The sequence below is a fragment of the Halomonas sp. Mc5H-6 genome (assembly GCF_024124705.1).
In the GTDB taxonomy this organism is placed as follows: Bacteria; Pseudomonadota; Gammaproteobacteria; order Pseudomonadales; family Halomonadaceae; genus Vreelandella; species Vreelandella subterranea.
Genome location: NZ_JAMXSI010000019.1, coordinates 22,221 through 29,549, shown reverse-complemented (window position 1 = coordinate 29,549; position 7,329 = coordinate 22,221). Strand labels below are relative to the sequence as shown.

The 7,329-nt window shown below is 57.0% G+C and carries 6 protein-coding genes; 3 read left to right on the top strand and 3 right to left on the bottom strand.

All coding sequences use genetic code 11. From position 1 onward, the window contains the following. Positions 1 to 523: 523 nt before the first annotated feature. From NH395_RS17590 to NH395_RS17580, 3 genes are read left to right on the top strand one after another with little or no spacing between them, the layout of a single operon-like run. A complete protein-coding gene (locus NH395_RS17590) occupies positions 524 to 1,297 on the top strand; it encodes a GntR family transcriptional regulator (RefSeq protein ID WP_066320680.1) in 774 nt (257 codons plus the stop codon). Continuing rightward, complete coding sequence (locus NH395_RS17585) at positions 1,294 to 3,186, top strand: ATP-binding protein (protein WP_253026729.1); 1,893 nt, start codon at positions 1,294 to 1,296, stop codon at positions 3,184 to 3,186. Before NH395_RS17590 ends, NH395_RS17585 begins: the two co-directional genes overlap by 4 nt. Further along, a complete protein-coding gene (locus NH395_RS17580) occupies positions 3,179 to 4,561 on the top strand; it encodes a sigma-54 dependent transcriptional regulator (RefSeq protein WP_066320683.1) in 1,383 nt (460 codons plus the stop codon). Before NH395_RS17585 ends, NH395_RS17580 begins: the two co-directional genes overlap by 8 nt. Here the strand turns inward: NH395_RS17580 and NH395_RS17575 are convergent. The 3 genes from NH395_RS17575 to NH395_RS17565 all read right to left on the bottom strand — a co-directional run bounded on the left by NH395_RS17575 (position 4,537) and on the right by NH395_RS17565 (position 7,225). Then, on the bottom strand, positions 4,537 to 5,208 hold the full coding sequence (locus NH395_RS17575) for a metal-dependent hydrolase (protein WP_253026727.1): 672 nt from the start codon (positions 5,206 to 5,208) through the stop codon (positions 4,537 to 4,539). The two genes, NH395_RS17580 and NH395_RS17575, sit on opposite strands and share 25 nt — an antisense overlap. Before the next feature lie 89 nt (positions 5,209 to 5,297). Continuing rightward, the gene (locus tag NH395_RS17570) at positions 5,298 to 5,846 is read right to left on the bottom strand and encodes a gamma carbonic anhydrase family protein (RefSeq protein WP_253026725.1); all 549 of its coding nucleotides are present in this window, start codon (positions 5,844 to 5,846) and stop codon (positions 5,298 to 5,300) included. A gap of 38 nt (positions 5,847 to 5,884) precedes the next feature. Next, entirely contained in the window at positions 5,885 to 7,225 is a 1,341-nt protein-coding gene (locus NH395_RS17565) for a sodium-dependent transporter (RefSeq protein WP_253026723.1), read from the bottom strand. Positions 7,226 to 7,329: the final 104 nt, after the last annotated feature.

Here is a 7,329-nt window from a genome sequence, read left to right as displayed (position 1 = left end):
TCAAGGTTTTCAAACGTTCTCTCAAGGTCCGAAGACCTTGGACGAGTCGCTTGCCTTGATAATAGGTGATTTATCACCCTCATCGGCAAGCGCCCACATGAATTACCTGATCACATTATTAAAGAGCAGTCGCTTGCGGGCCATAAAACATGACGTGGCCGCTGCTAAGCGAGGAAGGCGCATTCTACGCACTTCTAAAGACTTGTCAATCACTGTTTGGCGGAAGCGAAGGAAATGTTCGTCTTACTCATCCTTCTACTCACTTGCCTAACCTACTGACAAATCAAGGTTTTTCAACCTCGACCACCGCTGGCAACGCCGTGCGTCCCCGGCAGCGGATGCGTACTTTACGGTGTTGCTGGCGGGGACGCAAGGGGCGTGCGAAAAAAAATTCTGCCTGAACAGCCTTCAGGCTAATTCTCTCATTCTTGTGCACTGACAGAGGGTCTGTGCCCTGCCTGACAGCTTGAGTTAATTACGTGATAAACCTATTATTGGTCTTACCAATTTTGAGGGCCATTTAATGAACTACCCTCCGCTACGCCAGCAGCGATTAGCCGATGTGATCACCGAGCGCCTGGAGGCCATGATATTAGAAGGCAGCTTGAAGCCCGGGCAGCGCCTACCGCCCGAGCGTGAGCTTGCTGAACGATTTGGTGTGTCACGGCCTTCCTTAAGAGAAGCGATACAGAAACTATCGGCACGCGGCTTGTTAACCAGCCGTCAAGGCGGAGGCACCTTTGTTGAAGAGTCGCTTAATAGTGGTTACACCGACCCTTTGCTGGAAATGCTCTCCCGTCATAAAGAGTTCCATCTGGATCTGCTTGAGTTCCGCGACGCCATGGAGGGCATTTCGGCTTATTACGCGGCGCTGCGCTCTACGCCAGCCGATAAAGCCGTTCTTATACAGCGCTTTGAAGAACTTGACGGCGGATTTGTCGGTGCCGACCCAGCCCAGGAAGCAAAGTTGGATGCGGCCTTTCACCTGGCCATTGCGGAAGCCGCCCATAACGTTCTGCTGTTACATACGATTCGCGGCATCTTCCATCTGCTTGAACAAAGTATCGTGGATAATTTGGCCCACCTCTTCGCCAAACCGGATTCACGTAGCCAACTGATGCAGCAACACCGGTCTCTGCTGGATGCCATCATTGAAGGCCGCCCTGAAGACGCACGTACACGCGCTCACGAACACCTGGTATTTGTCGAGGATGGTTTGCTGGAAGTGGCTCGTGCTGAAACACGCGCACAGCGCGCCTTGCGCCGTGCCCAGGGAACAAGTTCGGCACCCGCATGAACATTTCTTTATTCCGCTGGCGGTATCTATGGTTGATTGTGGTAACGCTAGGGCTTTTCCTGTGCATGTGGCAAGCATCGCTCCTGGCCCGTGAGCAGGCACTGAACAACCTTCAGCAAGAGGCGGAAAACGAACTGCGCCTGTCCGCCGCCAACCTCAATGGCTACCTGTTACGTTACGACTACCTCCCGCAGATGCTTGCAACGCGCGAAGGTGTCCAGCGTTTTCTCGCCTCGCCGGACAGCCAGGACCCGATGCCCCTCAATTTGTTGCTGGATCGGTTTCGTTTTACCTCTGGCGTTTCTGACGTTTATCTACTGGACCGCAATGCTGACACAATAGCGGCCAGCAACTGGCACCGTCCAAACACCTTCATCGGACAAAACTACGCATTTCGCAGCTATTACCAGGATGCGATCGAAGGGGGGCAGGGGCGCTTTTACGGACTCGGCCTCCAGTCGCAGGAACGCGGTTATTACTTCTCGTCCCCGGTATGGCTGGATGACACCTCACCCGATGCGCGCCCCGATGGCGTCCTGGTCATTAAAGTACTGCTCAACGACGTGGAAGAAAGTTGGGCTGAGCAGGAATCCACCCTGTTCGTTACCGATGACGACAACATTATCTTCCTCGCCAGCCAACCCGAACTGCGCATGAGTGCGCTTTATCCGCTGACCGACGAACAGCGGCAATCACTGCATGCAACAAAACGCTACGGCCAAGAACCTTTACCCCCCTCCGGCATTCAGGTGCAAGACATCCTGAATGTGCACAGCCGCGTAGTGACGTTTAAAGACGGCCCGCTCAGTGACGGGCATTACCTGAACCTGACCCGGGAAATCCCTGAATTTAACTGGCAAATGCATATACTCAAGCCGCTTAGCCCCGTCGTAAACGCCCAATGGGTGGCCGCTTTGATGGCCGGCGGCCTCTATGGCATCGTTGCTCTGGCCGCAGGTATCGGCTGGCAACGGCTTCGTCTTCGCCGTGAGCGCGAGACATTTGCCGAGCGCGAACGGCAGACGTTGGCCCGGGTTCGCGATGAACTGGAGATGAGCGTTGAGAGACGTACCCGCGACCTGGTTGCCAGCAACCAACGCCTTTCTGATGAAATAGATGAGCGTCGCCGAGCAGAAGCCAACCTGCGTCAAACCCAGGACGAACTCATCCAGGCGGCCAAGCTCGCGGTTCTAGGCCAGCTCGCCGCGGGCATTAACCACGAGCTTAACCAGCCACTAGCGGCTATTCGCGCCTACAGCGAAAACGCCCGGCGCTTCATCGAGTTGTCCCGGGTGGAGCAGGCAGATGCGAATCTGGAGCAGATAATCGAGCTTACCCACCGGATGGCCGACATTAGCGCCCAGCTGCGCCAGTTTTCCCGTAAAAGCAGCGACCACCCGGAAACGGTTTCCGTTCAGGCCTGTGCCGATTACGCCTTGCGCCTCTTCCAGAGCCGACTGCGTGATGATCGCATCGAGGTTGAACAGCAATGGCCCGAGGACACGCTTTGGGTAAAAGCCGACCTGGTACGCCTGGAACAGGTACTGGTCAATTTAATCGGCAACGCCCTTCAGGCCATGAAAGAGACCCCTTCACCGACGCTTACACTTAGCGCTCAAGCCAACAGCCAGCAGGTGGTTATCCAGGTTGCTGATAACGGCCCAGGCATTCCATCCCAATATCTTGAACAGGTTTTCGAGCCGTTTTTCACTACCAAAGCACCTGGTAGCGGGCTAGGTTTAGGGCTTTCCATTTCATCACGTATCATGGACGACCTAGGCGGCAAGTTGCAGGCAGCCAATCTGCCTGGCGGCGGCGCCTGCTTTACCATCACACTGCCTCTCGCACCCGCCCCGCGGGCTACCCAGGAGACTGTTTCCGATGCATGAGCCGTCGACGCTGCCGGTCATGGTGATTGACGACGAACCACACCTGCGTATCACCGCCAGCCAGACCCTTGAGCTTGCCGGTTATACCCCGCACTGCTTCGAATCCGCTGAAGCAGCCCTGGCCGCACTCCCCGCCAACTTTCCCGGTGTCATTGTCAGCGATATTCGCATGCCGGGTATGGATGGCATGGCGTTGCTGCACGAACTCCATCGTCGCGACAGTACCCTGCCGATCATTTTGATTACCGGCCACGGGGATATTTCAACAGCCGTCGAGGCCATGCGCGCCGGAGCGTGGGATTTTCTGGAGAAGCCTTTTGCCGGTGACGAATTGCTCGACGTGGTGCGCCGGGGTATCGAAAAGCGCCAGCTCAGCCTGGAAAACAATCGCCTCAAAGCAGAACTCGAAGCTCAGCAAGCGGCGCTCGGCCCGCGCCTGGTGGGTCGCACGCCGGTAATCTCCCGCTTGGCGGCGATGATTCAACGCATCAGCCAGGTCGAGGCTGACGTACTGCTGTTCGGTGAAACCGGGACCGGCAAAGACCTGGTGGCCCGCGCCATTCACGAGCGCAGCGCCAGGCGCAACCACCCTTTCATGGCCATCAACTGTGGCGCCGTGCCTGAACACACCATCGAGTCTGAACTGTTTGGCCATGAGAAAGGCGCCTTTACCGGCGCGGTTGAACGGCGAATCGGCAAGTTTGAGCACGCTAACGGCGGTACCGTCTTCTTGGACGAAATCGAGTCCATGCCCCTCGCCCTGCAGGTCAAACTGTTGCGCGTACTGCAGGAGCGACATATTGAGCGACTGGGCGCCAATGATGTGATACCGCTCGACATCCGCGTGATTGCCGCTACAAAGATCGACCTCAAAGCCGCCGCCGAGGACGGCCGCTTTCGCGAGGATCTCTATTACCGGCTGAACGTGGTGACCTTGCCGCTGCCAGCGCTGCGCGAAAGACGTGAAGATATACCCCTGCTTTTCCAGCATTTTGCCGTCGTGGCGGCCAACCGCAGCGGCCTGGAAGCGCCCACCGTCGACAGCCATGGCATTGCCAGCCTGCTTGCCCACGACTGGCCGGGTAACGTACGTGAATTGCGCAACCTGGCCGAGCGCTACGTACTGCTTGGCGCGGCCTTCGACTACCGGCTGGATGCCCTGCTCGAGGGTGCTCAAGCAGATACCGAAGAGCCAACGCTTCCCCGCCAGGTCGAGCTGTTTGAGAAAAGCCTGATCAGCCAGTCACTTTCCCGCCATCACGGGCGCGTCACCGAGGTCTGCCACCATCTTGGCATTCCGCGCAAGACCTTCTACGACAAGCTGAAAAAACATGGGCTACACGCTAACGACTACCGCCATAGCAGCGATCCTTGATGGAGCAGCTCGCCCAACACCTGCCAGGGAGGCAGGCAAGGCCAGAGTGGCAGCAAGGCAATCAGCATCAACATATTCGACAGCGGGCGGCGGCAATCGCCAAACTTCAGCGCCGTACCGAAGGAGCGCTTGAGCCGAGCGCCTTCCAAGTCGACGCTGTAGATTTCGTCCAACAGCAAGTGAATAACAAACCCGATCCATACCGCCGCCCCATGCGACCAGGCCAGCCACGCGGGCTGGGAAAGCAGTTGAAAGCTCACAGCCGTTGTCAGCAGCGCGCATAAAAGGCTCGCCAACAGTGAATGCCAGATACCGCGGTGTACCGTGAAACGCGAAAACGTGATCCCCGCGAGATAACGCACCGCCAAGTAAACGCCACCGCAGGCCATTAACAACTGCCCAGAGGACAACCAGGGCTGCAATATAAGCACGCCCAGCACCAGTGCCGGTATGGACAGGATATTGAAAATGAGCCGGATTGAATGTGACCGGTCGGCATCGATATCGGGCAAAATACCGCCAAGCGCGGTCAACAACACCACCAACAAGGCCTGGGAAGGCGCCCACCACTCTAGTTGCCAGCCAGCATAAGCCAGCAGCATACCGCCCGCAGAGGCCACCGTGATGTGGGTGCGAAAGTTCGCCATGACACGCTCGACCAGAAAACTGTATAAATTAACAGATTTCCGGCCGATACAATACGACTTTCCAACAAAAAAAGAGGGGAATGAAGCGCTTAAGAGGGACTTGGTTCGGCAAGAAAATTATCTTTCAATTTGACGTAATTACCAGCGGTGTAAGTAAAGAAAGCGCGTTCCTTATCTTTAAGGGGACGCAAAGCCTTGGCCGGATTACCCGCATAAACATGGCCACTTTCCAGGTGTTTGCCCGGGGTCACGACCGCACCGGCGGCAATGATGACGTCATCATCCACCACGGCACCATCCATGACAATCGCCCCCATGCCAACCAGAATACGGCTCCCCAGGGTACAGCCATGAAGGATCGCTTTATGGCCAATGGTCACGTCGTCACCCACGGTAAGCGGGAATCCCTCGGGGTTGTAGTCACTGGCATGGGTGATATGCAGCACGCTGCCATCCTGAACGCTGGTGCGGGCGCCAACTCGGATACGATGCATATCGCCGCGAATCACCGTCATCGGCCATACGGAACAGTCGTCACCCAGTTCGACATCACCAATGACGACGCTTGCCGAATCAATATACACCCGCTCGCCCAGACGCGGCGTCATGCTGTTGAAGCTTCTTAACGCACTGCTCATTGTATGCTCCTCACTTTTGATGCAGGGATGGCGCACCACTATAGCAACCCGCTAAGCAGAACCATAAGCGTCAGCGGAATCGACACCCAGCGAACCACATTGCGCCAGCATAGATAACCGCGCTCACCCACGCCCAATGAAGCGGCGGCTGAATCGCGAGGCAGCACCCAGGCGGCAAAGATCGCAACTAACAGACCGCCTAACGGCAGGAAAATATCCGGCGGAATACTGCTGACCAATTCGAATACATTACGCCCGAGCAGCGGGCGAAAATCAGCGAGTGTTGAGAACGACAGCGCCGATAGCAGCCCCATCGACCAGACGCTAAGCGCCACGACGGCCGTTGAAGCGCTCCGCCGCCAGCCTAACCCCTGTAATGTGGCCACCATCGGCTCAGCCAGGTTAATCGCCGATGTCCAGGTCGCCAACAACAACAGTAGAAAGAACACACTCAGCCACAGCGCCCCCCAGGGCAGCTCCGAAAAGGCAATAGGCAGGGTCACAAACATCAGTCCTGGGCCATCGGCAGGATCCATTCCCTGGGAAAATACCACCGAAAAGATCGCAATACCGGCCAGTAGCGCCACGCTGATGTCCAACACCGCAACCGCCATGGCCGCCCGCGGCAGGCTCTGCTCGTCAGGCATATAGGCACCATAAGCCATCAACGCACACGCCCCCACGGCGAGGGTAAAAAAGGCATGTCCCATGGCATGCAGCACAACGCTGGGCGTTAGCGCCTCCCACGAGGGTAAAAAGAGCCAGGACAAGGCTGTACCGAAACCGCTGGTCGTAGCGGCATAGACCGCCAGCAGCAGTAATAGGCCGTACAGCAGGGGCATTAACAGGTTGTTTAACCGCTCAAGGCCTTTGGCCACGCCCGCCGCCACAACCACCATGGTCATCAGCAGAAACAGTGTGTGGTTAAAAATCAGCAGGCCTGGATTGGCCAGAAAGGCATCAAAACCGGCACCAATATCAGCAGCACTGGCGCCTCTGAAGTTGCCGTTGATGGATGCCACCAGAAATTCGATGGACCAGCCGGAAACCACCGAGTAAAACGACAGGATGCAAAACACCGTGAAAGCACCGAAAAGGCCCAGCCAACGCCAGTGCCGTGAGGCACCCGCTTCTGCCGCCAGCGCCCCCAGTGCCTGCATGGGCCCCCGGCGTCCGGCGCGGCCTATTAAAATTTCTGCCATCATCACGGGTATGCCGAGCAATATCACAAAGGCCACGTAGGTCAATAAAAACGCCGCGCCGCCGTTCTCTCCGGCCACATAAGGGAAGCGCCAGATGTTACCCAGCCCCACCGCAGCACCCGTTACCGCCAGGATAAAGGCCCGCTTTGACCCCCAGCGCTCTAGCGTTTTACTCATTGATGATTCTCGCCTTGGTGGCCCTGAAAGCCCGCAAGACTAACAGGCGCAGGGCTGAAGGCAAGTCGCGGTCATCCTCCAGCATTGAAACAACTCACGTTTGC